Origin of the sequence: Streptomyces sp. NPDC052040 (assembly GCF_044548405.1) — a bacterium.
Classification (GTDB): Bacteria; Actinomycetota; Actinomycetes; order Streptomycetales; family Streptomycetaceae; genus Streptomyces.
On the sequence record NZ_JBIUBV010000011.1, the window covers coordinates 29,862 to 54,418 of the forward strand.

The following is a 24,557-nucleotide window of genomic DNA, read 5'->3' on the forward strand; positions in this document are numbered from 1 at the left end:
GCCGGTTTGCTGCTCCTGCTGTGGGCGGGGCTCTCCTCCTGCGCCCCTCGGGCCGGACCGCCGACATGCTCAGCATGTCTCCTGCCCGACCGGAACGCCGGAACACCCATGGATTCGGTCGGAACCTGTGACACCCGTAACGCAACGGTCACACAGGCACACCCTCCGCATACGAGCCCGTACAACGCGCTACTCGGTCAGGGCCGCGCCCAGCGTGTCGTGGACGGTGAAGACGGCGTCGGCTCCCGTGATTTCGAACACACGGGCCACGACCGGCTGCATCCCGACCAGATGGATTCCACCGCCCGCGGCCTCGGCCTTCAGCCGGGCGGCGAGCAGTACGTTCAGTCCGGTGGAGTCGCAGAACTCCAGTCGCGAGCAGTCCACGACCAGACGTGCGAAGCCCTTCCCGAGGCAGTCCTCAAGGGGTTCGCGCAGCAAATCGGCGGTGTGGTGATCCAGCTCACCTGCCGGAGTCACGACAGCACTCGTGCCCTCCTGCCGCACCTCGACAAGAAGCCGACCCGACTGTGCGCTGCCGACCGTCCCGCGGTCCATGCCGTCTCTCTCCCGACGTCGTCGCTGATAGTGGACGCCCTCGAACACTACGCCTTCCTCACGTTTCCCGACACCCGAACAACCCCACTAAATGGGACATTTCACAATGAAATGCACTTGCGAGGGCCTGATGAAAGCGGGTAGGGCTAGTAAAGACACCCGTACGACACGGCCGGCTTTGGAGGCGCCGCACACCGCAGTGCACGAACAGGCATCGGCGGCCTTATGCCGAGAACGATGGAGGACAGCATGTCACCCCGGCTCGACGCATCGCAGACTCAGAGGGCGACGTCGGCACCCTCTCCGGTACGACCGGACGAATACCCCACCGCCGGCTCCGCACACCACCCCGGCGTTCCCGCGCCGCGCGGTCCGGTCGATCTCCCGGAGATCCCCCCGTACGACGAGGTGGGGGCCGTGGACGCGCGGGCCCTGTCCAGGACGCTCTTCGAACGGCTGGAGTCACTCGAAGAGGGCACGCACGACTACGCGTACGTCCGCAACACCCTCGTCGAACTCAACCTGGCACTGGTGAAGTTCGCCGGCTCCCGCTTCCGCACGCGCAGCGAGCCGATGGAGGACATCATCCAGGTCGGCACGATCGGTCTGATCAAGGCCATCGACCGCTTCGAGCTCAGCCGGGGGGTGGAGTTCCCCACCTTCGCGATGCCGACGATCATCGGTGAGATCAAGCGCTTCTTCCGTGACACCTCCTGGTCCGTACGGGTACCGCGGCGGTTGCAGGAACTCCGCCTCGACCTGGCCAAGGCGGGCGACGAGCTGGCTCAGCAGCTCGACCGCGCGCCCACCGCCACGGAGCTGGCGGAGCGCCTCGGCCTGTCCAGAGACGAGGTCGTGGAAGGCATGGCGGCCTCGAACGCCTATACGGCCAGCTCCCTGGACGCACAGCCGGACGAGGACGACTCCGAGGGCGCGCTCGCGGACCGCATCGGGTACGAGGACCACGGACTCGAAGGCATCGAGTACATCGAGTCCCTGAAGCCCCTGATCGCCGAACTGCCGTCCCGGGACCGCAAGATCCTCTCGCTGCGTTTCGTGGCCAATATGACGCAGTCCGAGATCGGCGAGGAGCTGGGCATCTCGCAGATGCACGTCTCCCGCCTGCTGACCCGCACGCTGGTACGGCTGCGCAAGGGCCTCACCGTCGAGGAGTGACCGCGACCACCTCACGCAGAGCCGCCCCGCACCGAACCGCCCCGTTACCGCGGGCGGTCGGTACGGGGCGGCTCTGCGTGGTGGGCCCCCTCGGCGTGCCCCCGGCGTACACCCGGGGCGCGCACTGCCGTCGTGCGCCGCTCAGACCACCCGGACGCCCCGCCGCCACACGCCGCTGACCAGCGGTACGCCCGGCCGGTAGGCCAGGTGGACATGGCTGGGGGCGTCCAGGAGCGCCAGGTCCGCGGAGGCGCCGGGGGTGAGGCGGCCGATGTCCGTGCGGCGCAGCGCCCGCGCGCCGCCCGCGGTGGCCGACCAGATCGCCTCGTCCGGGGTCATCCCCATGTCCCGCACGGCCAGTGCGATGCAGAACGGCACGGAGGACGTGAAGGACGAGCCGGGGTTGCAGTCCGTGGACAGGGCCACGGTGGCCCCCGCGTCGAGCAGCCGGCGGGCGTCGGGCCAGGTGGCGCGGGTGGAGAACTCGGCGCCGGGCAGCAGGGTGGCGACCGTACTGCTGTTCGCCAGCGCATCCACGTCGGCGTCCGTCAGATGGGTGCAGTGGTCGGCGCTGGCCGCGTCGAGTTCGACGGCGAGCTGCACACCGGGGCCGTACGACAGCTGGTTGGCGTGGATGCGCGGGTGCAGGCCCCGCTGCTTGCCCGCGGTGAGGATCGCCCGGGCCTGGTCGCCGTCGAAGGCGCCCTTCTCGCAGAAGACGTCGATCCACCGGGCGTGGGGGGCGCAGGCGTCGAGCATCTCGCCGGTGACCAGGGCCACGTATCCGGCCGGGTCGTCGGCGTGGTCCGGCGGGACGATGTGCGCGCCGAGATAGGTGACCTCGTCCGTGTGCGCGGACGCGATGCGCAGGGCGCGGGCCTCGTCCTCGACGGTGAGGCCGTAGCCGGACTTGGTCTCGAAGGTGGTGGTGCCCTGGCGGAGCGCCTCGGCGAGATAGCGGACGAGACCCGCCTCCAGCTCGGCGTCCGTGGCGGCCCGGGTCGCCGCGACGGTGGTGCGGATGCCGCCCGCGGAGTAGCCGCGGCCCGACATCCGGGCGTTGAACTCCTCGGTGCGGTCGCCCGCGAAGACCAGGTGGGAGTGGGAGTCCACAAAGCCCGGGATCACCGCCCGGCCGCCCGCGTCGACCCGGTTGTCAGTGGCGGGTGCTTTGCTCGACTCACCGGTCCACGCGATGCGGTCGCCGTCGATGACAACGGCCGCGTCCCGGACCAGTCCGAGGGGAGAGGTGTCACCGAGGGAGGGATCGTTGGTGACCAGGCTGGCGATGTTGGTGATGACCGTGCTGCTGCTCATGGGTTCCTCGTGGGTGGCCGGTCCGGTGGGGGGCGTCAGGCGCGCAGGGCTTCGACGGCGTCCGTCAGCGCCCGCGGCACGTCCGGTACGCGGGTGTGCGCCCCGTCGCGGACGATGTGCCGTCCGCCCACGACCGTATGGCGCACATCCGCTGCCGTCGCGGCGAATACGGCCGTCTCGGCACCGAGCCGCGGCGGCGGCCCCGCGGTCCTGACCGAGTCGAGCGCGATCGTCGTGAAATCGGCGGGCGCGCCGGTCTCCAGGATGCCCGCGCCCTCCCAGCCGAGCGCGGTGTGCCCGTCGGCGGAGGCGGCCCGCAGCAGCGCCGCCGCCGTCCAGTGGCCGCGGCGGCGGGTGCGCAGCCGTTCGTTCAGCTCCATGGCACGCGCCTCCTCGAACAGGTCGATGACGGCATGGCTGTCGGAGCCCAGCGAGAGCGGGGAGCCCGCCGCCTGGAGGGCCACGGCCGGGCCGATCCCGTCCGCGAGGTCCCTTTCGGTGGTCGGGCACATGCAGGTGCCGGTGGCGCTGGCGCCGAGCAGCCGGATGTCCTCCTCGGTGAGGTGGGTGTTGTGGACTCCGGTGGTGCGCGGCCCGAGGACGCCGTGGTCGGCGAGGAGGCGGGTGGGGGTGCGGCCGTGTGCCTCGCGGCAGGCGTCGTTCTCCGCCGTCTGCTCGGACAGATGGACGTGCAGCGGGGCCCGCCGGTCCCCGGCCCATTGCGCCACGGTCGCCAACTGGTCGGCGGGTACGGCCCGTACGGAGTGGATGGCCGCACCGATCCGCGCGTGATCCCGTTCCTTGAGAACTGAACAGCGTTCGGCCCAGGCCTCGGCGGTGCCGTCGGAGAAGCGCCGCTGGTGGGCGTTGGGCGGCTGCCCGAAGCCGGAGGAGAGATAGACGGTGTCGAGGAGGGTGATCCGGACACCGGCCTCGGCGGCGGCGTCGATCAGGGCCTCGCCCATGGCGTTGGGGTCGGCGTAGGGGGTGCTGTCCGGGGTGTGGTGGACGTAGTGGAACTCGCCGACGGCGGTGATCCCGGCGAGCGCCATCTCCGCGTACACGGCGCGGGCCAGCGCGTGGTACGTCTCGGGGGTCAGCCGGTCGGCGACGGCGTACATGACCTCCCGCCAGGTCCAGAAGGTGCCGGAGCCGACCTGGACCGTGGAGCGCAGTGCGCGGTGGAAGGCGTGCGAGTGGGCGTTGGCGAGGCCGGGCAGGGTGAGCCCGCGCAGGATCTCGGCACCGGGCGGCGGGCCCCCGACGTCCGTGCGGACCGAGGCGATACGGCCGTCGGCGGTCTCCAGGACGACCCCCCGCTCGACGACGGGGTCGAGCCAGGCGTGCTCCAGCCAGTACGTCTGTGTCACCTGCACACCAGCCCTTCCAGGACGTCGGCGAGTGCGGTCACCCCGGCCAGGCAGTCGTCCTCGGCGGCGTGCTCGGCCGGGGAGTGGGAGACACCGGTGGGGTTGCGCACGAACAGCATGGCGGTCGGGATGCTGCCGGAGAGGATCCCGGCGTCGTGTCCGGCTCCGGTGCCCAGGACGGGGACGGTCAGTGCCGGGTCCCGGTCCATGCCGAGGACGCGGGCGAGTTCGTCGCGCAGGGCGTGGTCGAACTCGACGACGGGCGTGAAGGACTCCCGGACGACGTCGAGTTCGATGCCGTGGGCGTCCGCGTACTCCCGGGCGGCCCCGCGGATGCCGTCGACGACGGTGTCCAGGCGCTCCTGGTCGGCGGCCCGGGAGTCGAGCCAGCCGCGCACCAGGGAGGGGATGGCGTTGACGCCGTTCGGCTCCACGGCGATCTTGCCGAAGGTGGCGACGGCACCGGCGAGTTCGGCCTCCCGGCGGGCGGCGAGGACGGTCTCGGCGTACGTCAGCATGGGGTCCCGGCGGTCGGCGAGCCGGGTGGTGCCCGCGTGGTTGGCCTCGCCCCGGAAGTCGAAGCGCCACCGCCCGTGCGGCCAGATGGCGCTGGCGACACCCACGGGGTCCCCGCTGAGGTCCAGGGCCCTGCCCTGCTCGACATGGAGTTCGACGAAGGCACCGATGCGGCCGAGGCGCTCGGGGTCGGGCCCGATGGCCTCGGGGTCGTACCCGGCGGCCGCCATGGCCTGCGGCAGGGTGACGCCGTCGCCGTCGGTGAGCCGGTGCGCCTGCTCCGCGGTGAGCTGCCCGGCGGTCAGCCGCGACCCGACGCAGGCGAGCCCGAAACGGGCGCCCTCCTCGTCCCCGAAGTTGACGATGGCCAGGGGCCTGCGGAACTCGGTGCCCCGGGCCCGCAGTTCGTCCAGGGCGGCGAAGGAGGACACCACGCCGAGGGGGCCGTCGAAGGCGCCGCCGTCGGGTACGGAGTCCAGATGCGACCCGGTGACCACGGCGTCCCCGGCGGCGGGGTCACCGGCCCAGGCCCACTGGTTGCCGTTGCGGTCCACCTCGTGGACGAGCCCCCGGGCCCGGGCCTGCTCCTCGAACCAGGCCCGGCACTCGGCGTCGGCACCGGTCCAGGCGAAACGCCGGTAGCCGCCGGAGCCCGGGTGCCGGCCGATGGGTGCCAGCTCCCGCCACATCGTGTGGAAGGAGGGGCCGGGCGCGGGCCGGGGCGCGGCCGCCCCGGCCCGGCTGTCTGCACCGTGCGTCACGCGTCGTCACCTTCACGCATCGGAACCCGCACGCCCCGCTCCCCGGCCACCGACTCGGCGATGTCGTATCCGGCGTCGACATGCCGGATGACACCCATGCCGGGGTCGTTGGTGAGGACGCGGCGGATCTTCTCCCCGGCGAGCGGGGTGCCGTCGGCGACGGTCACCTGACCGGCGTGGATGGACCGCCCCATGCCGACTCCGCCGCCGTGGTGGAGGGACACCCAGGAGGCGCCGGAAGCCACGTTGACCATGGCGTTGAGCAGCGGCCAGTCGGCGATCGCGTCGGAGCCGTCGAGCATCGCCTCGGTCTCGCGGTACGGCGAGGCGACGGATCCGCAGTCGAGGTGGTCGCGGCCGATGACGATCGGGGCGGCCAGCTCCCCGCTCGCCACCATGTCGTTGAAGCGCTCGCCCGCCTTGTCCCGCTCGCCGTAGCCGAGCCAGCAGATACGGGCGGGCAGGCCCTGGAAGTGGACGCGCTCACCGGCCATCTTGATCCAGCGGGCGAGGGACTCGTTCTCGGGGAACAGGTCGAGGATCGCCCGGTCGGTCTTCGCGATGTCGGCCGGGTCGCCGGACAGCGCCGCCCAGCGGAAGGGGCCCTTGCCCTCGCAGAACAGCGGGCGGATATAGGCGGGCACGAAGCCGGGGAAGGCGAAGGCGCGCCCGTAACCGGCGAGCTGGGCCTCGCCGCGGATGGAGTTGCCGTAGTCGAAGACCTCGGCGCCCGCGTCCATGAAGCCGACCATCGCCTCGACGTGCCGGGCCATCGACTCACGGGCGCGGGTGGTGAAACCGGCCGGGTCCTTCGCCGCCTCGTCGGCCATGTCCTCGAAGGCGACCCCCACCGGCAGATAGGCCAGCGGGTCGTGGGCCGAGGTCTGGTCGGTGACGATGTCGATGGGCGCGCCCATGGCGAGCAGCTGCGGGAGGAGGTCGGCGGCGTTGCCGAGGACGCCGATGGACAGCGGCTTGCGGCGGTCGCGTGCCTCGACGGCCAGCTGGAGGGCGTGCTCCAGGGAGTCGGCCTTCACGTCGAGATAGCGGTGCTCGATACGGCGTTCGATGGCGCGCGGGTCGCAGTCGATGCAGATCGCGACGCCGTCGTTCATCGTGACGGCGAGGGGCTGGGCGCCGCCCATGCCGCCGAGTCCGGCGGTCAGGGTGATGGTTCCGGCGAGCGTGCCGCCGAACTTCTTGGCGGCGACGGCGGCGAAGGTCTCGTAGGTGCCCTGGAGGATGCCCTGGGTGCCGATGTAGATCCAGGAACCGGCCGTCATCTGCCCGTACATGGTCAGCCCGAGGGCCTCCAGGCGGCGGAACTCCTCCCAGTTGGCCCAGTCGCCCACGAGGTTGGAGTTGGCGATGAGGACCCGGGGCGCCCATTCGTGCGTCTGCATCACGCCGACGGGGCGGCCGGACTGGACGAGCATCGTCTCGTCCTGCTTGAGGGTCTTGAGCGTGCGGACCATCGCGTCGAAGGAGCGCCAGTCACGCGCGGCCTTGCCGGTGCCGCCGTAGACGACGAGCTTGTCGGGGTGCTCGGCGACCTCGGGGTCCAGGTTGTTCTGGAGCATCCGCAGGGCGGCTTCCTGCTGCCATCCCAGGGCGCTCGGTTCCGTGCCGCGGGGCGCTCGGACGGGGCGGGGTCCTGACGACATGCTCTGCCTCCTGGTGATCGGCCGGGCGCGGCCGGGGGCGCGCGAGGTCTGTTGCAGCGGTTATTCACATCCTCGCTTCATGAATAGAGCTAGTCAATACGTTCTTGCGCCAGCGCGGGCGCGCCCGGGGTGTTTGGCTGGAGACATGACGCGGTGGCCGGGATGTCCGGCCGGGGGCGGGGCCGCGGAGCGCGCCGGGAACGGACGGCGCGGCGCACATGAGACACGGCGGGACGGGGGACGCGGTGAATATGAGCCACAGCACGACAGGACACAAGGACCACCGGGCCGGGGACGGCCGCCCCGACGACGCGGCGCGGGTGGCGCGCCGGGACGAGGCCGTACGCGGCGCGGTGGAGCAGGGCCTGCTGGGGTCCGACAAGCCCCTGGTCGGCCTGCTGGACGTCGTCGGCATCCGGGACTCGGCGGCCGCGCTGCAGGCGGCCTTCGAGGCGGTGACCGCGCCCGGCACCACGGTGCTGCATGCCTTCGCGGTGAAGGCGGCGCCGCTGGTGCCGGTGCTGCGGCTGCTGCGAGAGGCCGGCATCGGCGCCGAGGTGGCGAGCCCCGGGGAACTGGCGCTGGCGCGCGCCGCCGGGCTGGAGCCGGGACACACGGTGCTGGACTCGCCCGCCAAGACCACCCAGGAGCTGCGGGAGGCGCTGTCGCTGGGCATCGCGGTGAACGCCGACAACCCCCAGGAGCTGGACCGCATCGACGCCCTGGTCCGGGAGGCGAAAACCTCCTCCCCCCTCGGCCTGAGGGTGAACCCGCAGGTCGGCGGGGGTGCGATCGACGCACTGTCGACGGCGACCACGACCTCCAAGTTCGGGGTGGCGCTCCGCGACGAGGGCGCGCGCGAGTGGCTGATCCGCGCCTACGCCGACCGGCCCTGGCTGACCCGGCTGCACGCGCACTCCGGCTCGCAGGGGATCCCGCTCTCCCTGATGGCCCGGGGCATCGCGGAGTGCTACGCGCTCGCCGAGGAGATCAACCGGCACCTCGGCCGCCGCCAGATCGACACGCTCGACATCGGCGGCGGACTGCCGGTCAATTTCGGGTCCGACACGACGACACCGACGTACGCGCAGTACGCACGGCTGCTCGCGGAGGCCGTGCCGGGGCTGTTCGGCGGCCGGTACGGGCTGGTCACCGAGTTCGGGCGGTCCCTGCTGGCCAAGCACGGGTCGGTGGTGGCGCGGGTGGAGTACGCCAAGCGCGCGGGCGGCCGGGCCGTGGCGATCACCCACGCGGGCGTGCAGGTCGCGACCCGCACGGTGTACGCGCCGGGATCCTGGCCACTGCGCATCGCGGCCTACGACGCCAAGGGGCACCCCAAGGAGGGCTCCCTCGTGCCACAGGACGTGGCGGGGCCCGCCTGCTTCGCGGGCGATCTGCTGGCCCAGGCGCACCCGCTGCCGCTGCTGGAGCCGGGCGACCATGTGGCGGCCCTGGACACCGGGGCGTATTACTTCGCGCACCACTACGGCTACAACTCCCTGGCGCGCCCCGGGGTGTACGGCTATGCGCCGGGCCGGGCCGGAGGGATGCGGTTCGCGGTCGTACGGGACCCGCAGACCGTGGAACAGATCGTGGCCGAGTCGGGCGGGGGGCGCATGGGGGCACTTATGGAGTTGTGAGGGCGGGGGTTGCGGGGGGGGGGAGCGGGCCGTGGGGGGCTTGCGAGCGGGCGCGGGTTGCCGGGGGGCGCGGCTTGCGAGCGGGTGCGAGCGGGCGCGGGCCTCTCGCCGGGTGGGTGCGGCCCGGGTGGCCGGGCGGACGCCGACGGCCGTCTCCGCAGGTCGGCGCGGTGACACCACGGGAGCACCAACACCCGCGTGCACGAGGTCAGTTGACCTACTTTAGCGATCCCGCGCATGTTCCACTGGAAAATGCCGGAAGCCTCACTCTCCGCGCCTACGTTGCGTAGCGTCTGGGTCACTCAGCCGTACCCGAGGCGGGAGGGGAGCCGGTGCCCGGAATCGACGAGTGCCTGTTGGAAGCCATGCGACTGCCCGGTGCCCGGGGTGCCGCGGTGGTCGACTGGACCAGCGGGCTCGCGCTGGGCACGGTCGGGGAGTCGCCCGGCGGTGACCACGAGGCCACCGCGGCGGAGGCCGCGGAACTGGCCCGGCTGGCCGCCGAACACCGCGCCTTCGCCCCGGAGAAGGGCGCCGACTGGTCCGACGACGGCTGCCCGGTCGAGGACCTGATCATCTCCAACCGGGACAGCTACCACCTGCTGCGGTTCGTCCCCACGACCTTCGACAGCAGCGTCTTCCTGCATCTGTGGCTCGCCCGCTCGGAGGGGAACCTCGCCCTCGCCCGCATCCGGCTCGGCGAGATGGCCGGGCGGCTGGTGCTGGGATGACGATGGTCGCGACTCCTCCGCCGCCCCCGCTGCCCGTACGGCAGCACACCAGGATCCCGAGCGGCGGCCTCTCCCCCATGCTCGACCGGCTCGCCACCGAGCGCGCCACCGGAGTGCTGATGCGCGAGGGCGGCCTGCTCCACCTGGCCGACGGCGAGGTGGTGTACGCCGAGAGCCCCGCCACCCCGGGCCTCGACGTCCTGCTGATCGCGCACGGCGCGCTCGACGCGGACGGCTGGCGCCGGGCGGTCGACGAGGCGGGGGACGGACAGCGGGTGGGCCGGTTCCTGGTCGACAGCGGCCGGATCAGCGAAGGCGCCCTGGAGCTGTGCCATCTGGGGGCGCTGTACGACGCGGCGTACTTCGTCCTGGGCCCCAGCAGTGCCCCCGCCCGCTTCCGCTACGGCGAGGCGCACTGGCTGGGCCCCGTGCACCCGGTGCCGGTGGCCGGGGTCGAGCGCGAGACGCTGCGCCGCCGCGAGCTGCTGCACCGCATCTGGCCCGACCCGGCCATCGACGAGGCTCCGCTGCTGCGCACCGACCACCCGGCGGGCCCGGCGGTCACCTCCCGCCAGGGCGAGGTGCTGGACCGGATCGACGGGGTGCGCACGGCGGCGGACATCTCCCGGGCCCTGGGCCGCCCGGCCTTCCACACGCTGGTCGACGTACGCCGACTGGCCGCGGTGGGCGCCGTCACGGCCCGTCCGCGACCGGACCGGGGGGAGGGACCGCCGGAGGCCCCCGGCGCGGCGCCCGCTTCGGGAACCGATCAGCCTCCGGGACCACCACTGATCCCGGGCCCACCGCTGCCACCGGGCCCGCCACTACCCCCGGGACCACCGCTGATCCCGGGGCCCCCACTGCCTCCGGGGCCACCGCTGGCTTCGGGCCCGGCGCCGAATCAGAGGCAGCCACCGGCTCAGGGGCCGCACCTGGCTCCGGGCCAGGCGCAGGCTCAGGGCCCGGAGCAGGCTGAAGGCCAGGCGCAGGCTCAGAGCCCGATCCCGCCTCCGCACCCGCACCCGCATCCCCATCCGCACCCGTACCCGCACCCGCACCCGCACCCGCCTTCGGCGCCGTATCCGGGCCAGGGTCCGATACCGCTTCCGGCGCCGGATCCGCGCCAAGGACCGATACCGCTTCCGGCCCCGGATCCGCGCCAAGGACCGATACCGGATCTTCCACCGCCCCGGCTCCCCGTCCGGACCCCGGGCCCCGTCCCCCTCCCTGCCCCTGCCCCCGTTCCCGCTCCCGCCCCGCTTCCGGCCTCCGGCCACGGCACGGGCCCGGCCGCTTCTCCCCAGGCCCTGTCGGCCGCCGGGGAGGTGCCGGGCTCCGCGCCCGCCGGGGAAGTGCCGCCGTACGCCGACCCCCACATCACATTGCTGAAGAGGCTGAGGGATGCGCTGGAGGCCCTTTGACCGGATCGAACGCCAACGCCCCGCCGAAAGGAGACCCCTGATGGACGCGGAGCCCGAGGTCTTGGACGAACTCCGCCGTCTGAGAACCCGTATCCCCCAGCTGACCGGCGCCCTGGCCGCCAGCGTCGACGGACTCGTCCTCGCCGAGGACACCGCCGGTGTCGAACCGGAGGGCGTCGCCGCTCTCACCGCCGCCGCACTGGGCGTCTCCGTACGGCTGGCGGAGGCCACGGGGCAGGGCGACTTCCGCGAAGTACTCGTGCGCGGCGTCCACGGCTATGTCGCCACCTACGCGGCGGGCCGCAGCGCCGTCCTCACCCTGCTCGCCGAGGACCGCGTCAACGTCGGGCGGCTGCATCTGGAGGGCCGCCGCGCGAGCAGCCGTATCGGCGCACTGATCGACGAGGCCGCCCTCACGGCCGAGCCGCCGCCGGGGTCCCGCACCGCCAGGACCCCCACTCCCGCCACCGTCAGGTCCGCCCCTTTGCGGACCCGCACCGCGCGCCCGCCCGCGGGCCCACGTCCAGCCGCGAACGCGCGTACCACCACGGAAAGTTGAAAGGACACACTCCGAAATGGCCAACACCGAAACCACGCTGAAAGAAGCGCTCGCCTCGATCGAGGGCGCGACCGCGGCGGCCCTCGTCGACTACACCAGCGGTATGGCGCTGGGCACGATGGGCGGCAGCAAGAGCTTCGACCTCACGGTCGCGGCGGCCGGGAACACCGATGTCGTCCGGGCCAAGCTGCGCACCATGGAGCACCTCGGGCTCAAGGCGCAGATCGAGGACATCCTGATCACACTGTCCGACCAGTACCACCTGATCCGGCTGCTCACCGGCCGCGGCGGCAACGGCCTCTTCCTCTACCTGGTCCTCGACGGCAAGCGGGCCAATCTGGCGATGGCCCGCCACCAGTTGAAGAAGATCGAGGAGGAGCTGGAGGTCTGACCGCCGGTTCCCGGCCGCGCTACACCAGCTCCGCGGTACGGCGGCGCGCCCCGCCCGGGGCCGCGTCGCCGGCCGCGACGCCGGTGCTGCGGTAGCCCTTGACCGGGGTGCCCGCGGGCGCGCCGCCACGGCGGCCGAGCCAGTCGACGCGCACCCACAGCAGTGACTCGTCGGCGCGCTCGCGACGGCCGAGCCGGGCGGCCTTCAACCACAACCCGGCCCCCGCCCCGGCCAGCAGCATCCCACCGGCGGCGGGCACCGCGAACGAACAGCCGAGCGCGGCCGCGAAGGCGGCGAGCAGCCACCAGCGGTGCCCGTGCCGCCAGACCCGGACGGTGACCCGGCGGTCCTGGAGCACGTCGTACTTTCCGGCCCGGGCGGCACCGCGGGCAAGGGCCGCGTACCGCTTGCGGCGCGCACCCGCGACCACCGCCGCCGCGACGACGAACAGCGCCGCGCCCGCGAGGACGCCGATCCGCCGTCCCGTCACCCCGGGCACCAGGATCCCGATGCCCGCCGCGCACACGCCGAGCCACCACAGCGGTGCGGCTCCGGCCCGCACCACGACGGCCACCCGTGCCAGCCCCTGACCTCCGCGACCTCCGCGCGCCATCCTCGGCCTCCCGTCCCGTACCGCCCATGTCCTGGGCGCGGGCAGGCTAACGAGCGAACGTGAGACGAGTCTGAGTCGCACCTGAGGCCCCGCCCGCGGGCCCCGGGAGGACGGGCGCCCCCTGGCCACTCGCGGCTACCCCCGGCTACTCCACGAACAGCCCCCGGGACACCGCCCGGGTGTCGAACTCCTCCAGTCGCGCCTGGGCGTCCGGCAGGTCGTCGCACATCGCCTCCAGCAGCACCCGGCCGAGCAGCATCGGCGCGCAGGCGGTGTCGAAGGCGAGCCCCGTGCCGACGGCCGCGGGCAGCAGCAGGTCCGAGACCTTGGCGACCGGCGCGAACGCCGAGTCCGCCACCGTGACCACCGTGAGCCCCGCCTCCTGGGCGTAGGCGAGGGCGTCCAGGACCTCCCGCGGATGCCGCGGCAGCGCGAAGCACAGCAGGGCGCGCGCACCGGCCCGGACGGCCGCGTCGACACGGTCGTTGAGCATGGTGCCGCCCTCGTGCAGCAGCCGTACATCGGGATGGACCTTGGCCGCGAAGTAGGCGAAGCCGTACGCCTGGGAGGCCGCGGCACGCAGACCGAGCACGAGCAGCGGGCGGGAGGCGGCGAGGATCCGCCCGGCCTGCTGCACCGGCCCCGGATCGGCCAGCGCCTCGGCCAGATGCCGCAGATTCTCGATCTCGGCCTCGACCGCCTGCTGGTATTCGTTGTACGCGGCCGGGTCCGCCGTCTGCTCCACGGGCGCGACATCACGCAGATGCTTGCGCAGGGCGGGGTAGCCGTCGAAGCCGAGGGCGACCGCGAACCGGGTCACCGACGGCTGGCTGACCCCGGCGAGTTCGGCCAGTTCCACGCTGGACAGGAAGGGCACGTCGGCGGCGCGCCGCACCATGCTGTGTGCGATACGGCGCTGGGTCGGTGTGAGCCGGTGCCCCTCGAAGAGCGCCTGAAGCCGGGCCGCGGGGCCCTCGGTCACGCTCATCCCGTCCTCCCCCTGAACTGGTCCGGGTCGTTGCCCACCTATTCAAACACCAAGAATCCTGCATGGCGATATGCAGGCGAAGCATCCACCGGCGCACGGCGCACGCCCCGGAGCGTGCGGACGCATGCGCCGGGGAACGCCCAAGCCGCGGTATCGCGGCGGCGATGATCCGCCGACGAAAACACCAAGCGACGTTAAACCGGCACACTCGGTGACCACACGAGTGCCTACGGTGAACACGCGCCGCGCTCAATGCCCCCGGTGAGCGCGGCGCTCCTCCCGTCCGAGGGCCGTACGACCCCTGAGGGAGCGTCATGGCCACAGAGTGCAGGGCCTTTCCGAAGCCCGCCGGCCCCTCCGCCCGGGCGCCGCGCACCGCCGACGACGCCCTGGCCGAACTGCTCGCGGGCAACCGGCGCTACGCCTGCGGACGGCCCCGCCACCCGCGCGGGGAGGCGGCCCGGCAGCACGCCGCGGACGCCGGATCCCGCCCGTTCGCGGCGGTGCTGGGCTGTGTCGACTCCCGGGTGCCGCCCGAGCTGGTCTTCGACCAGGGGCTGGGGGATCTGCTGTGCGCGGGGACGGCCGGGCAGGTCCTGGACGAGGCGGTGCTGGGCTCCCTCCAGTACGGGGTCGAGGAACTCCGCATCCCGCTGGTGCTCGTGCTCGGCCATGAGCGGTGCGGGGCGGTGGCGGCGACGCTGGACCATCTCCGCACGGGCGCGCCCGTGCCCGGTCATCTCCGGCTGCTGGTGGACGAGATCGCCCCGGCCGCCCGGCGCACCCGGGGGCTGCCCGGCGACTGGCTGGACCACACGGTGCGGGCACACACCGCCTGGGTGCGCGACGCGATCCGCGCGGACCCGGCCTTCGGGGCGGCCACGGTGGCGGCGGCCCGGTTCGACCACGGCGCGGGTCTGGTCTCCCTGCTGGAACCACCGGAGCGGCAGCCCGGCCAGGGGTCGTCCGAAGCACTCCCGGCGGCCCCCACCCCGAAGAGGGGGGCTTTCCCCAGTGCCGCGAACCCCCCGGCTCCCTAACGTGGTTGGCATGACCGGACTGGACGCGCGGGGCACCGACCTCGGGAAAGAGCTGGACGCCACCCTACGGATCCGCAAGGAGCTGGGCGAGGAGTACGAACCGGCGCTGATCGAATCCTTCCTGGAGAAGGTCGACCAGCACATCGACGGCGCGGTCGACCGCCGACTGCGCAGACATCTGGCCGAGCAGCAGACGGCGAGGGCACGCGGCGCGCAGTCCCCCCGGGCGACCGAATCCTGGGGAGAGCGCCACGGCTTGGGCGCCATGTCTCTGGTGCTGGCGATACCGCTCTCGGCGGTCGGGGGCGTCGTCGGCCAGCTGCCGGGGCTGGTGCTGGCCTGGGTGGGCATCGTCGGGGTCAACGCCGTCCAGGCGGCCCGCAGCCGTCCCGGCCTCTTCACCCGCCGCGGCCGGACGCAGGGGGACGAGGGCTGGGAAGACTGAGCCACCACCGGCAGGACGTTGGGGGACGAGGGCCGGGAGGACCAAGTCACCGGCAGGACACCGGGGCGCGGAGCCACCGGGGCGAAATCCCACGGGGACGTGCGCGGAGGCCACGGGCCGATGTGCGCGGGGACCGCCGCACCCCCGTTGCCGGGGGGCGGGACGACGGCGGTCCCCGCGAGGGACGCGGGCCGGGTCAGGGCCGGGCTTGCGCGTCCGTGGCGTCCGTGGAGGTCCGGGAGCCGCTCCGGAGGTCCTGGGCGCCGTATCGGTCGCCGGCCGGGGCGGGGAGCCGCTCCCGCCCTGCCGACATCCACCACTGTGCCGGACGCGTGTTAAGCGGGTGCTGCGCGAACGTGACGTGCTCGTACCACTTCCGCGAAGCCCTGCCCCCGAGTGTCACCGCACGGGTCACACACTCGCCCCGGCGGCCCTCCCCCGTCACCGGGCGTCGGCTACTGCTTTCCGCCCTTGGCGAGGAAGGCCAGCAGGTCCTGTCGGCTGACCACACCGGTGGGCTTGCCCTCGACGAGGACGATCGCCGCGTCGGCCGTGCCCAGCACGGACATCAGGTCCGCGACCGGCTCACCGGAGCCGACCTGGGGCAGCGGCGGGCACAGGTGCTTCTCCAGCGGGTCGTCCAGCGAGGCCCGCTGGGTGAACAGCGCGTCCAGCAGCTCGCGCTCGACGACCGACCCCACGACCTCCGCCGCCATGACATCGGGGTGTCCGGCGCCCGGCTTCACGATCGGCATCTGCGAGACGCCGTACTCGCGCAGCACCTCGATCGCCTCGCCGACCGTCTCGTCCGGGTGCATGTGGACGAGGGAGGGGATGCCGTCCTCCTTGTCGTTCAGCACGTCCCCGACGCGGGCGCTCGGACCGGCGTCCTCGAGGAAGCCGTAGTCCGCCATCCAGTCATCGTTGAAGATCTTGCTGAGGTAGCCGCGGCCGCTGTCCGGCAGCAGCACGACCACGACGTCGTCCGGGCCCAGGCCCTCGGCGACCTTCAGCGCCGCCACGACCGCCATGCCGCAGGAGCCGCCGACGAGCAGGCCCTCCTCCTTCGCCAGACGGCGGGTCATCTGGAAGGAGTCCTTGTCGGACACGGGAACGATCTCGTCCGCGACGGTCCGGTCGTAGGCGGTCGGCCAGAAGTCCTCGCCGACGCCCTCGACGAGGTACGGGCGCCCGGAGCCGCCCGAGTAGACCGAGCCCTCGGGGTCGGCGCCGACGACCTTGACCCGGCCGTCGCTGGCCTCCTTCAGATAGCGCCCGGTACCGGAGATCGTGCCCCCGGTGCCGACGCCCGCGACGAAGTGGGTGATCTTCCCCTCCGTCTGCTCCCACAGCTCGGGACCCGTGGAGTGATAGTGCGACAGGGGGTTGTTGGGGTTGGAGTACTGGTCCGGCTTCCAGGCGCCGGGGGTCTCACGGACCAGCCGGTCGGAGACGTTGTAGTACGAGTCCGGGTGCTCCGGGTCCACGGCGGTCGGGCACACGACCACCTCGGCGCCGTAGGCCCGCAGCACGTTGATCTTGTCGGTGGAGACCTTGTCGGGGCACACGAAAATGCACTTGTAGCCCTTCTGCTGGGCCACGATCGCCAGGCCGACGCCCGTGTTGCCGCTGGTCGGCTCCACGATCGTGCCTCCCGGCTGGAGTTCGCCGCTCTGCTCGGCCGCCTCGATCATGCGCAGGGCGATCCGGTCCTTCACGGATCCGCCCGGGTTGAAGTACTCGACCTTCGCGAGGACGGTCGCCTGGATGCCGTCGGTCACGCGGTTGAGCCTGAGCAGCGGGGTGTTGCCGACCAGGCTGATCATCGAGTCGTGGAATTGCACCGTTGTCTCCGGTTGCTTGCAAAGGAAGTGGTCGTGGTGGTGCCGCCAGCGTAAGCGCTCCCGCGCCGCGACGGTCGGCACTGGCTCACTCCCGGGATCACACCCCGTTGAGATTGGACAACGGTGTGTACGGGGCAAGCAGTGGGTGTACGGCTACGAGGAGGTGGCGGCTACGCATGTCGAGCATGTCGAGGGCGAGAGTGGCCCGGCGCATCGCGGCGGGCGCGGCGTACGGCGGCGGCGGAATCGGCCTGGCCGGAGTGGCCGCGGCCGGTCTGCTCCTGGCCGAGGCGCAGCTGGCCAGACGCCATGTGGCCAACGGGCACAGCCCCCAGCCGCCGCGCGCGAACGGCCTCTACGGGCGCGGATACGCCGGTCTGGACGGGCCGCCGCTGCGGCTGACGATGCTCGGTGACTCCACGGCCGCGGGCCAGGGAGTGCGCCGCTTCCGGCAGACCCCGGGCGCGCTGCTGGCCTCGGGGCTCGCGGCGGTGGCGGAACGCCCGGTGGAGCTGAGGGTGATCGCCCTTCCCGGAGCGCGCTCCGACGACCTCGACCGCCAGGTGGCGCTGGCACTGGCGGGGCCGGGCCCGGTTCCCGACATCTGCGTGATCATGGTCGGCGCCAACGATGTGACGCACCGCATGCCGCCGACCCGCTCGGTGCGCCATCTGTCGGCCGCCGTGCGGAGGCTGCGCACCGCGGGCGCGGAGGTCGTGGTGGGCACCTGCCCCGACCTCGGCACCCTCGAGCCGGTGCAGCAGCCGCTGCGCTGGCTGGCCCGCCGGGCCTCCCGGCAGCTGGCCGCGGCGCAGACCATCGGCGTCGTCGAGCAGGGCGGCCGCACGGTCTCGCTCGGAGACCTGCTGGGCCCGGAGTTCGAGGAGAACCCGCGCGAGCTGTTCGGGCCCGACAACTACCACCCGTCGGCCGAGGGCTACGCCACGGCGGCCATGGCGGTCCTGCCGACGGTCTGCGCGGCCCTGGGCCTGTGGCCCGCCGAGGAGGAGCGCCCGGACGCGTCCCGCCGGGAGGGCTTCCTGCCGGTGGCCCGCGCGGCGGCGGAGGCGGCCTCGGAGGCGGGCACCGAGGTCACGGCGGCCCTGCCGACGGGCCCCCGGGGCCCCTGGGCCCTCCTCAAGCGCCGTCGTCGGCGGCGCCTGCCGACCCCGGACGCCAGCCCGGCCACCGAACGCGAGCCCCTGCCCTGACCGGCGCCGCCCACCAAAAAAGCAAGCGCTTAGAAAAGTGCGGTCCGCGTCACACTCCACAGCCCGTGACCTCCACCGTACGTACGGGTAACTTCCCCCACAGCCTTGCCTTCTCTCGTGCACTGGAGCCGTGATGCCCGAAGCCGTCATCGTCTCGACCGCCCGCTCCCCGATCGGACGCGCCTTCAAGGGCTCCCTGAAGGACCTCCGCCCGGACGACCTCACCGCCACGATCATCCAGGCCGCCCTGGACAAGGTCCCCGGACTGGACCCGAAGGACATCGACGACCTGATGCTGGGCTGCGGCCTCCCGGGCGGCGAGCAGGGTCACAACCTCGGCCGGATCGTCGCCGTGCAGATGGGCATGGACCACCTCCCGGGCTGCACCGTCACCCGGTACTGCTCCTCCTCCCTCCAGACCTCCCGCATGGCCCTGCACGCCATCAAGGCCGGTGAGGGCGACGTCTTCATCTCCGCGGGCGTGGAGACGGTCAGCCGCAGCGTCAAGGGCACCTCCGACGGCCTGCCCGACACGCACAACCCGCTCTTCGCCGAGGCCGAGGCCCGCACCGTCGCCGTCGCGGAGTCCGAGGGCGCCGACTGGCACGACCCGCGCGAGGACGGCCTCTTCCCCGACCCGTACATCGCGATGGGCCAGACCGCCGAGAACCTCGCGCGGCTGAAGGGCGTCACCCGCGAGGCGATGGACGAGTTCGGCGTCCGCTCGCAGAACCTCGCCGAGCAAGCCATCGCCAAGGGCTTCTGGGAGCGGGAGATCACCCCGGTGACCCTCCCCGACGGAACGGTCGTCAGCAAGGACGACGGCCCGCGGGCGGGCGTGACCATGGAGGGCGTGGCGGGACTCAAGCCCGTCTTCCGCCCCGACGGCCGTGTCACCGCCGGAAACTGCTGCCCCCTCAACGACGGTGCCGCCGCCCTGGTCATCATGAGCGACACCAAGGCCCGGGAGCTGGGGCTGACCCCGCTCGCCCGGATCGTCTCCACCGGCGTCTCCGGACTCTCCCCCGAGATCATGGGATACGGCCCCGTGGAGGCCAGCAAGCAGGCGCTCCGGCGCGCGGGTCTCGGCATCGGCGACATCGACCTCGTCGAGATCAACGAGGCGTTCGCCGCCCAGGTGATCCCCTCCTACCGCGATCTGGGCATCCCGCTGGACAAGCTGAACGTCAACGGCGGCGCGATCGCCGTGGGCCACCCCTTCGGCATGACCGGTGCGCGCATCACCACCACGCTGATCAACTCGCTCCAGTGGCACGACAAGCAGTTCGGCCTGGAGACGATGTGCGTCGGTGGCGGCCAGGGCATGGCGATGGTCATCGAGCGCCTGAGCTGACCCGCGCGCGTCCTCGCGTCCCTCCGCTCCTCCCGCGGCGCGCACAGAACGGCCCGGAGTCCCTTTTCAGGGCCCCGGGCCGTTCTGTGATGCAATCTCCCCCAGGATGTGACCTATCTCCCTCCGGCGAGGGTCGATGCAGGTCAGGATGGCTGCCGGGGGTGGTCCTCACACCCGATTCCTGTCCGTTTCGTGACGTTACGCACTGACAGCTGGTTAGTCCACCCTTCAAGCTGATGTAGGAAGTCCGGGGCCGACCATGAACCGGGAGTACGTCAGTGAGCGCCATGCCGATTGCCCTGCTGCTCACCACGACCGCCACCGCGGGCGTGGGCGTCGCCGTCCTGTGCGGCGTGCGGACGCTGCGCCGACAGGTCGCGTCCCTGCGCGGCGAACTCGCCGCGAGCCGCACCGCACCGGCGCCCGGCCCGGTGCCCGCGGCCCGCTCCGGCGCGGACGCGGAGGAGATACGCAGCGCCGTGGCCGAGGCTCTCGCCGAGGAGCGGGAACGTGAACTGGCCGAGGCGCGTGCCTTCTGGGCCGCTCAGGAGGCGCGGGACGTCGCCGACGCCCCCACGCTGTTCGGCCTGACCGACACCGAGCTGCTCCTGCCCCGCCAGTCGGACTTCGCGGGGCTGGAGCACGACAGCCTGGAGCCGGTGGCGGAAACCTCGTACGAGAAGAGCGAGTTCGCCCAGAACGGCTCCCCGGAGGAGGGCCTCGCGGGGGACTCCCCCGAGTTGGCCGCCGCCCGCCGTCGGCACCCCTCCCATCCCGACTTCGTCCCGTCGCCCGTCGTGGGCGACCACGAGCGGACGGTCGCGCGCCTGGAGGAACTGGCCGCGGACCGGACCGTACTGGCCGATGTGCGGCCGGGCCCGCTGGGCACCCTGGACGTCTATGTCTTCGCGGACGGTACGACGCTGTGCATGACCCCGGGCCACCGGGAGACCGCGGAGCGGCTGAACGCGGCCCTGGACGCGGGCCACGCCCCGATCCTGCTCGGCGGCTCGGGCGTCTCGGGCGCGTACGCGCTGACGTTCGAGTGCGGCGACGAGAGCGTCTACATCCTGGCGGACCGGGTCATCGCGACCCTGTAACCGACGGCCCCGCCGGGACGCACCCCGGCCCGCCGAGCCACCTCAGGGCCGCCTCCCGGCCCGCCGGACTCCCTCCCGCCCGCCGGGCCGTCGCAGGGCCCGCGCAGAGCCGCGCTCGCGGCCCGACGGCCGCTGAGCCACAGCCCCGTCCCGGCGACCGCGAACCATGGCTGCACACCGCGGCGTGCGCACCCCGGCCCGCGGTACACGTACCGACGGCCCCACCGTGTGGGTACCGACGCCCCGCCATGCCCGTACCGACGCGTCGCCGTACACCTACCGACGGCCCCGCCATGCCTGTACCGGCGCCCCGCCGTGTGCGTATTCCGGTCAGACCCCGGCCCGCTGCTGGGCCTCCTTCACCAGGGCCACCGCCCCGGCGAGCTGCTCCTCGTCCGTCAGCGCGACGGCGAGATCGTGTGCGGCGACGGTGATCTGGTCGGCGACGGCGAACATGCCCGCGTCCGGCATGTCGCGGGGCTCGGCCGAGGGATCCTCCAGCAGCTGGGCGCGGCGCGCCAACTCCCGCGCCAGGCCGAGCGCCTCGGCCGCGGCGCTGCGTTGCAGCCGGCTCTGGGGGGCGGCCCGCAGCCGGTCGGCGAAGTGATCCACTGCCTGGGTCAAAGCCGTCGTATCAAGCACGCCGCGAGACTACGCGTCGCGGCGGGACTGTTGCCAACAGGCGAACACTCAGGCACGGTGACCTGAAGGACCGGCTTCATCGAATGCGTCCGGAGGCGCCGATGTCCCAAGTCTTCTCCGAAGAGACCCATCGCAATCTGCTCGCCCGCATCCCGCACTGCACCGGTCGTGAAGTTTCCGACTGGCTTCGCGCCGTCGACGAAGGCCCCTCGCTCTGCTTCGAGGAGAAGGTCACCTGGCTGCGACATGAGCACAATCTCGCCTATGGCCACGCCAAGGCGATCATCCATGAGTACGACCTGAGAAGGGCGGCCCGCAAGCTCGCCTGAGCGCGCGCCGACCCACCGGACAGCGAAGGGCCCGCGAACCGTGGTTCGCGGGCCCTTCGGCACGACGGCCGCTCCGGCGGCCGGCCGTCAGTCGTTACTGCTGAAGATGGCGACCAGCCGCAGCATCTCGACGTAGATCCAGACCAGGGTCATGGTCAGGCCGAACGCGGCCAGCCAGGCTTCCTCACGCGGCGCGCCGTAGGCGATGCCGTCCTCGATCTGCTTGAAGTCGAGGGTCAGGAAGAACGCGCCGAGCAGAATCGCGATGATGCCGACGAGCGCGCCCAGCGGGCCCATGCTGCGCAGCCCGCCGTCGGGGGCGGCCCCGAAGGCGACCAGCAGCAGATTGACCGCCATCACCAGGACGAAGGCGATGGCGATGGCCATGCCGATGCGGGCGTAGCGCGCGGTGACCCGGACCCAGCCCGCCTTGTAGACGAGCAGGGTCGCGCCGGACACCGCCATGGTGCCCAGGACCGCCTGGAAGGGCGCGCCGGACCAGCGCGCGTTGTACATCTCGCTGATGACACCCAGGAAGACGCCCTCGAAGGCGGCGTACCCCAGGATCAGGGCGGGCGACGGCGTCCGCTTGAAGGACTGCACCATCGCCAGCACGAACGCGATCAGGGCGGAGCCGACCGCGAGGCCGTAGCTGGTGGCCGAGACCGGCAGCAGCGCCCAGGAGAGGATCGCGCCGACGGCGACCGTGCCGAGCGTCATCGCCGAGCGCATGACGACGTCGTCCATCGTCATCCGGCCGGTGGAGGCCGGGGCCTGCGGCGGTGCGCCGTACTGCGTCTGCTGTGGGTACGGGTTCTGCGCGTAGGGGTTGCCGCCCGCGTACGGGTTCTGCGCGTACGGGTTGCCCTGCGTGCCGACGGCGGCTCCCCCGGCCTGCGGCGCGGCGTTGAAGCCCGCGTAGCCGTTGTCGCGGCTGAACCCCCGTCGCGAGAAGACCGGGTTGCTGCTCCTCATTGCACTCCTCCATGGCCACCCTGCGTGGCCTTGGGCTCAAGAGTAATAGGTAGGCAAAGGACTGACCCTACTGCTTGGGGAGGATCTTTCCCTCGTCCGTGCGCGCAACACGCTACGCACCTGCGTGATTCCCCGCACTCGGCGGGGCCGGGTCATGACCGGCTCGGAACAGAGTCGCAACCTGCCGGGAACCTTCCCTCACCCGTACGGGCGGCACACGATGGCGGCGCACCACCCGGGAGGGCGGCGCGGAGCTCCGGACGGCACCGGACAACACCGGAGCCCACCGGTGAGGACCGGCACCACATAGGTACACGTGTTCGAGCTAGGGACGGAGCGGGGGCATCGAGGCCGCGCCCCGGTCCATTCCCGGCAGGCCGATACGAAAGGCTTTGACGGCACCCACGGCACAGGCCCGGAAAATGGAGGTTGCACTTCACCGTCGGCCGTTGTTCCGCGCGGCGGACACTCCCCGGAAGCAGGCTCGACCCCCGGCGTTCCCCCCGCGTTACCGCGAGCACGAAACCGAGGGCCCCGAACCCGCCGTTTGCCGGTCGGCACAGTGTCGGCGAAGGTGCCCGGAACCGGACTTGAACCGGTACGCCCGCGAGGGGCAGCGAGGTTTAAGCTCGCCGTGTCTGCATTCCACCATCCGGGCAGGCCATGGGCTCCGCATCGAGCGTTCCGAGCCTATCGGGACCCGTCCCCCCAACAGGGGGTGCACGATGCGATGTTGTCTTATTTTATTGAGGTCTGAGGGTGCATCAGCACGCGGTACGAGCCATCCGCACTTGCCAATAGCCTTTCGGGCGGCCGTGGGCCGTGTATGCGGAATGACGGAATTTCACCGCCCTGAAGGAGGGCATCCAGAGCCCTCTGAAACGGCTGATCAACCGCTTTTCGAACCGGTCGCTCTCCGGACGCTCTCCGGACACTCTCAGGGGCGCTTCTCAGGGGTGCTTCTCATCCCCAGGTATGAGACGAGCGGACCCGGTCCGACTCGAGGCTGTCCCGGGAACGGGAACAGCGGCTGACTCCGGGGGAGTAATGGGCCGCCACGATGGAAGACGTCCCCTCGAACGTCGTCGTCCCGACAGGAGCACCCGCCCGTGACCAGCACACCTCTCGCCGACCGGACCACCACGGTGGCCGCCCGCGCCACGGACCTGTCGAAGGTCTACGGGCAGGGCGAAACCCAGGTGGTGGCCCTGGACCGGGTGTCCGTCGACTTCCAGCAGGGCCAGTTCACGGCCATCATGGGCCCCTCGGGCTCCGGCAAGTCGACGCTCATGCACTGTGTCGCGGGCCTGGACTCCTTCTCCTCGGGTTCCGTGCGCATCGGCGACGTCGAACTGGGCTCGCTGAAGGACAAGCAGCTCACCAGGCTCCGCCGGGACAAGATCGGCTTCATCTTCCAGGCGTTCAACCTGCTGCCGACCCTGACCGCGCTGGAGAACATCACCCTCCCGATGGACATCGCGGGCCGCAAGGCGGACAAGGAATGGCTGGACATCGTGATCCAGATGGTCGGCCTCTCGGGACGGCTGGGCCACCGGCCCGCACAGCTGTCCGGCGGCCAGCAGCAGCGCGTCGCGGTGGCGCGGGCGCTGGCCTCCAAGCCGGAGATCATCTTCGGTGACGAGCCCACCGGAAACCTGGACTCGCGCTCGGGCGCGGAGGTCCTGGGCTTTCTGCGCAACTCCGTGCGGGAGCTGGGGCAGACGGTGGTGATGGTCACCCACGACCCGGTGGCGGCCGCCTACGCGGACCGGGTCGTCTTCCTGGCGGACGGCCGGATCGTGGACGAGCTGCACGAGCCGACCGCGGACGCGGTGCTGGACCGCATGAAGCAGTTCGACGCCAAGGGCCGCACCAGCTGAGGGCCCTGCCCCGCCCCGGTCCCCTCGGCCCG

The 24,557-nt window shown here is 72.4% G+C and carries 22 protein-coding genes, 1 tRNA gene and 1 pseudogene; 13 read left to right on the plus strand and 11 right to left on the minus strand.

Features of this window, described 5'->3' with window-relative positions; all coding sequences use genetic code 11:
• Positions 1 to 189: 189 nt before the first annotated feature.
• On the minus strand, positions 190 to 558 hold the full coding sequence (locus ACIHAA_RS21685; protein ID WP_399819549.1) for an STAS domain-containing protein: 369 nt from the start codon (positions 556 to 558) through the stop codon (positions 190 to 192).
• Between the two features lie 249 nt (positions 559 to 807).
• On the opposite strand from ACIHAA_RS21685, the gene ACIHAA_RS21690 reads away from it, so the two are divergent.
• Positions 808 to 1,734, plus strand: a complete 927-nt coding sequence (locus ACIHAA_RS21690) for an RNA polymerase sigma factor SigF (RefSeq protein WP_399819854.1) — start codon at positions 808 to 810, stop codon at positions 1,732 to 1,734.
• 141 nt (positions 1,735 to 1,875) lie between these two features.
• Here ACIHAA_RS21690 and hutI read toward each other — a convergent pair whose 3' ends face one another.
• The 4 genes from hutI to hutU form a co-directional block, all read right to left on the minus strand.
• Positions 1,876 to 3,051 (minus strand): imidazolonepropionase, encoded by a 1,176-nt coding sequence (gene hutI, locus ACIHAA_RS21695; RefSeq protein ID WP_399819551.1) that lies wholly within the window; start codon positions 3,049 to 3,051, stop codon positions 1,876 to 1,878.
• A 35-nt stretch (positions 3,052 to 3,086) separates the two neighbouring features.
• Entirely contained in the window at positions 3,087 to 4,427 is a 1,341-nt protein-coding gene (locus ACIHAA_RS21700) for a formimidoylglutamate deiminase (protein WP_399819553.1), read from the minus strand.
• Positions 4,418 to 5,626, minus strand: a complete 1,209-nt coding sequence (locus tag ACIHAA_RS21705; RefSeq protein ID WP_399819856.1) for an allantoate amidohydrolase — start codon at positions 5,624 to 5,626, stop codon at positions 4,418 to 4,420. Before ACIHAA_RS21705 ends, ACIHAA_RS21700 begins: the two co-directional genes overlap by 10 nt.
• A gap of 68 nt (positions 5,627 to 5,694) precedes the next feature.
• Positions 5,695 to 7,362 carry a urocanate hydratase gene (gene hutU, locus ACIHAA_RS21710; RefSeq protein ID WP_399819555.1) on the minus strand — a complete coding sequence of 556 codons (1,668 nt, stop codon included), beginning with the start codon at positions 7,360 to 7,362 and terminating at the stop codon, positions 5,695 to 5,697.
• A gap of 251 nt (positions 7,363 to 7,613) precedes the next feature.
• On the opposite strand from hutU, the gene ACIHAA_RS21715 reads away from it, so the two are divergent.
• The 5 genes and pseudogenes from ACIHAA_RS21715 to ACIHAA_RS21735 all read left to right on the plus strand — a co-directional run bounded on the left by ACIHAA_RS21715 (position 7,614) and on the right by ACIHAA_RS21735 (position 12,104).
• Complete coding sequence (locus tag ACIHAA_RS21715; protein ID WP_399819556.1) at positions 7,614 to 9,002, plus strand: diaminopimelate decarboxylase; 1,389 nt, start codon at positions 7,614 to 7,616, stop codon at positions 9,000 to 9,002.
• Positions 9,003 to 9,334: 332 nt separating this feature from the next.
• The gene (locus ACIHAA_RS21720) at positions 9,335 to 9,733 is read left to right on the plus strand and encodes a hypothetical protein (protein WP_399819558.1); all 399 of its coding nucleotides are present in this window, start codon (positions 9,335 to 9,337) and stop codon (positions 9,731 to 9,733) included.
• Positions 9,730 to 10,479 (plus strand): annotated as a pseudogene (locus ACIHAA_RS21725) (hypothetical protein); the annotation flags it as partial. The gene ACIHAA_RS21720 and the pseudogene ACIHAA_RS21725, both read left to right, overlap by 4 nt.
• A 715-nt stretch (positions 10,480 to 11,194) precedes the next feature.
• Positions 11,195 to 11,713 carry a roadblock/LC7 domain-containing protein gene (locus tag ACIHAA_RS21730; protein ID WP_399819560.1) on the plus strand — a complete coding sequence of 173 codons (519 nt, stop codon included), beginning with the start codon at positions 11,195 to 11,197 and terminating at the stop codon, positions 11,711 to 11,713.
• A gap of 16 nt (positions 11,714 to 11,729) precedes the next feature.
• On the plus strand, positions 11,730 to 12,104 hold the full coding sequence (locus ACIHAA_RS21735; RefSeq protein WP_399819562.1) for a hypothetical protein: 375 nt from the start codon (positions 11,730 to 11,732) through the stop codon (positions 12,102 to 12,104).
• A 19-nt stretch (positions 12,105 to 12,123) separates the two neighbouring features.
• On the opposite strand, the gene ACIHAA_RS21740 is transcribed toward ACIHAA_RS21735, so the two are convergent.
• Together ACIHAA_RS21740 and ACIHAA_RS21745 are read right to left on the minus strand one after the other, a co-directional pair.
• Positions 12,124 to 12,717, minus strand: coding sequence for a hypothetical protein (locus tag ACIHAA_RS21740; protein ID WP_399819564.1), 594 nt, complete (start codon positions 12,715 to 12,717; stop codon positions 12,124 to 12,126).
• Between the two features lie 145 nt (positions 12,718 to 12,862).
• On the minus strand, positions 12,863 to 13,705 hold the full coding sequence (locus ACIHAA_RS21745; protein WP_399819566.1) for a MurR/RpiR family transcriptional regulator: 843 nt from the start codon (positions 13,703 to 13,705) through the stop codon (positions 12,863 to 12,865).
• A 314-nt stretch (positions 13,706 to 14,019) separates the two neighbouring features.
• Here ACIHAA_RS21745 and ACIHAA_RS21750 point away from each other — a divergent pair, with 314 nt between their 5' ends.
• Both ACIHAA_RS21750 and ACIHAA_RS21755 read left to right on the plus strand, forming a co-directional pair.
• Positions 14,020 to 14,745 carry a carbonic anhydrase gene (locus ACIHAA_RS21750; RefSeq protein WP_399819568.1) on the plus strand — a complete coding sequence of 242 codons (726 nt, stop codon included), beginning with the start codon at positions 14,020 to 14,022 and terminating at the stop codon, positions 14,743 to 14,745.
• A 10-nt stretch (positions 14,746 to 14,755) separates the two neighbouring features.
• On the plus strand, positions 14,756 to 15,190 hold the full coding sequence (locus ACIHAA_RS21755; protein WP_399819570.1) for a hypothetical protein: 435 nt from the start codon (positions 14,756 to 14,758) through the stop codon (positions 15,188 to 15,190).
• A gap of 455 nt (positions 15,191 to 15,645) precedes the next feature.
• On the opposite strand, the gene ACIHAA_RS21760 is transcribed toward ACIHAA_RS21755, so the two are convergent.
• Complete coding sequence (locus tag ACIHAA_RS21760) at positions 15,646 to 17,034, minus strand: cystathionine beta-synthase (protein WP_399819572.1); 1,389 nt, start codon at positions 17,032 to 17,034, stop codon at positions 15,646 to 15,648.
• A 176-nt stretch (positions 17,035 to 17,210) separates the two neighbouring features.
• Between ACIHAA_RS21760 and ACIHAA_RS21765 the strand changes: the two genes are divergently transcribed.
• The 3 genes from ACIHAA_RS21765 to ACIHAA_RS21775 all read left to right on the plus strand — a co-directional run bounded on the left by ACIHAA_RS21765 (position 17,211) and on the right by ACIHAA_RS21775 (position 20,699).
• Complete coding sequence (locus tag ACIHAA_RS21765) at positions 17,211 to 18,245, plus strand: SGNH/GDSL hydrolase family protein (RefSeq protein WP_399819574.1); 1,035 nt, start codon at positions 17,211 to 17,213, stop codon at positions 18,243 to 18,245.
• A gap of 133 nt (positions 18,246 to 18,378) precedes the next feature.
• Entirely contained in the window at positions 18,379 to 19,599 is a 1,221-nt protein-coding gene (locus tag ACIHAA_RS21770; protein WP_399819576.1) for an acetyl-CoA C-acetyltransferase, read from the plus strand.
• A gap of 287 nt (positions 19,600 to 19,886) precedes the next feature.
• Positions 19,887 to 20,699 carry a hypothetical protein gene (locus ACIHAA_RS21775; RefSeq protein WP_399819858.1) on the plus strand — a complete coding sequence of 271 codons (813 nt, stop codon included), beginning with the start codon at positions 19,887 to 19,889 and terminating at the stop codon, positions 20,697 to 20,699.
• Between the two features lie 330 nt (positions 20,700 to 21,029).
• Here ACIHAA_RS21775 and ACIHAA_RS21780 read toward each other — a convergent pair whose 3' ends face one another.
• A complete protein-coding gene (locus ACIHAA_RS21780; protein WP_399819578.1) occupies positions 21,030 to 21,341 on the minus strand; it encodes a hypothetical protein in 312 nt (103 codons plus the stop codon).
• A gap of 101 nt (positions 21,342 to 21,442) precedes the next feature.
• On the opposite strand from ACIHAA_RS21780, the gene ACIHAA_RS21785 reads away from it, so the two are divergent.
• Positions 21,443 to 21,670, plus strand: a complete 228-nt coding sequence (locus ACIHAA_RS21785; protein WP_399819580.1) for a DUF4287 domain-containing protein — start codon at positions 21,443 to 21,445, stop codon at positions 21,668 to 21,670.
• Positions 21,671 to 21,757: 87 nt separating this feature from the next.
• Here the strand turns inward: ACIHAA_RS21785 and ACIHAA_RS21790 are convergent, their stop codons facing one another.
• A complete protein-coding gene (locus ACIHAA_RS21790; RefSeq protein WP_399819583.1) occupies positions 21,758 to 22,645 on the minus strand; it encodes a Bax inhibitor-1/YccA family protein in 888 nt (295 codons plus the stop codon).
• Between the two features lie 575 nt (positions 22,646 to 23,220).
• Positions 23,221 to 23,303, minus strand: a tRNA-Leu gene (locus ACIHAA_RS21795).
• A 451-nt stretch (positions 23,304 to 23,754) separates the two neighbouring features.
• Here ACIHAA_RS21795 and ACIHAA_RS21800 point away from each other — a divergent pair.
• Positions 23,755 to 24,525 (plus strand): ABC transporter ATP-binding protein, encoded by a 771-nt coding sequence (locus ACIHAA_RS21800; RefSeq protein WP_399819586.1) that lies wholly within the window; start codon positions 23,755 to 23,757, stop codon positions 24,523 to 24,525.
• The last annotated feature ends 32 nt before the right edge of the window (positions 24,526 to 24,557 follow it).

What these genes read in the sequence shown, in the direction of transcription:
- hutI (WP_399819551.1), bottom strand. Translation starts at nt 3,051, where the DNA reads ATGAGCAGCAGCACGGTCATCACCAACATCGCCAGCCTGGTCACCAAC.
- ACIHAA_RS21790 (WP_399819583.1), bottom strand. Translation starts at nt 22,645, where the DNA reads ATGAGGAGCAGCAACCCGGTCTTCTCGCGACGGGGGTTCAGCCGCGAC.
- ACIHAA_RS21765 (WP_399819574.1), top strand. Translation starts at nt 17,211, where the DNA reads ATGTCGAGCATGTCGAGGGCGAGAGTGGCCCGGCGCATCGCGGCGGGC.
- ACIHAA_RS21690 (WP_399819854.1), top strand. Translation starts at nt 808, where the DNA reads ATGTCACCCCGGCTCGACGCATCGCAGACTCAGAGGGCGACGTCGGCA.
- ACIHAA_RS21745 (WP_399819566.1), bottom strand. Translation starts at nt 13,705, where the DNA reads ATGAGCGTGACCGAGGGCCCCGCGGCCCGGCTTCAGGCGCTCTTCGAG.
- ACIHAA_RS21775 (WP_399819858.1), top strand. Translation starts at nt 19,887, where the DNA reads ATGCCGATTGCCCTGCTGCTCACCACGACCGCCACCGCGGGCGTGGGC.
- ACIHAA_RS21755 (WP_399819570.1), top strand. Translation starts at nt 14,756, where the DNA reads ATGACCGGACTGGACGCGCGGGGCACCGACCTCGGGAAAGAGCTGGAC.
- ACIHAA_RS21750 (WP_399819568.1), top strand. Translation starts at nt 14,020, where the DNA reads ATGGCCACAGAGTGCAGGGCCTTTCCGAAGCCCGCCGGCCCCTCCGCC.
- ACIHAA_RS21730 (WP_399819560.1), top strand. Translation starts at nt 11,195, where the DNA reads ATGGACGCGGAGCCCGAGGTCTTGGACGAACTCCGCCGTCTGAGAACC.
- ACIHAA_RS21735 (WP_399819562.1), top strand. Translation starts at nt 11,730, where the DNA reads ATGGCCAACACCGAAACCACGCTGAAAGAAGCGCTCGCCTCGATCGAG.
- ACIHAA_RS21715 (WP_399819556.1), top strand. Translation starts at nt 7,614, where the DNA reads ATGAGCCACAGCACGACAGGACACAAGGACCACCGGGCCGGGGACGGC.
- ACIHAA_RS21770 (WP_399819576.1), top strand. Translation starts at nt 18,379, where the DNA reads ATGCCCGAAGCCGTCATCGTCTCGACCGCCCGCTCCCCGATCGGACGC.
- hutU (WP_399819555.1), bottom strand. Translation starts at nt 7,362, where the DNA reads ATGTCGTCAGGACCCCGCCCCGTCCGAGCGCCCCGCGGCACGGAACCG.
- ACIHAA_RS21740 (WP_399819564.1), bottom strand. Translation starts at nt 12,717, where the DNA reads ATGGCGCGCGGAGGTCGCGGAGGTCAGGGGCTGGCACGGGTGGCCGTC.
- ACIHAA_RS21705 (WP_399819856.1), bottom strand. Translation starts at nt 5,626, where the DNA reads ATGTGGCGGGAGCTGGCACCCATCGGCCGGCACCCGGGCTCCGGCGGC.
- ACIHAA_RS21785 (WP_399819580.1), top strand. Translation starts at nt 21,443, where the DNA reads ATGTCCCAAGTCTTCTCCGAAGAGACCCATCGCAATCTGCTCGCCCGC.
- ACIHAA_RS21685 (WP_399819549.1), bottom strand. Translation starts at nt 558, where the DNA reads ATGGACCGCGGGACGGTCGGCAGCGCACAGTCGGGTCGGCTTCTTGTC.